Source organism: Neptunomonas marina, assembly GCF_004005935.1.
Taxonomy (GTDB): Bacteria; Pseudomonadota; Gammaproteobacteria; order Pseudomonadales; family Balneatricaceae; genus Neptunomonas; species Neptunomonas marina.
Genome location: NZ_SACQ01000041.1, coordinates 1 through 318, shown reverse-complemented (window position 1 = coordinate 318; position 318 = coordinate 1). Strand labels below are relative to the sequence as shown.

The window sequence follows — 318 nt, the reverse complement described above, 5'->3', positions numbered from 1 at the left end:
AAACAAAAAGGCGCTCTATATAATGCTGCCCTCTTTCGAGCAGATGTGGTGGAATTGGTAGACACGCTAGCTTCAGGTGCTAGTGCCTTCACGGGCGTGGGAGTTCGAGTCTCCCCATCTGCACCAAGATACAATCACGTATCCGGTGCAACTTGAAAGAATTCAGCGCAGCAGCTCAAGCATGCGCAAACGCAGATGTGGTGGAATTGGTAGACACGCTAGCTTCAGGTGCTAGTGCCTTCACGGGCGTGGGAGTTCGAGTCTCCCCATCTGCACCAATCATTGTTTTCCGCCAAGATCTTACTTCGCACTTAACTC

General features: G+C 51.3%; 2 tRNA genes. Both read left to right on the top strand.

The annotated features are described in order from the left end of the window. The first annotated feature begins 39 nt into the window (after positions 1-39). Positions 40-126, top strand: a tRNA-Leu gene (locus tag EOE65_RS17975). Positions 127-191: 65 nt separating this feature from the next. Continuing rightward, a tRNA-Leu gene (locus EOE65_RS17970) sits at positions 192-278 on the top strand. Positions 279-318 lie beyond the last annotated feature (40 nt).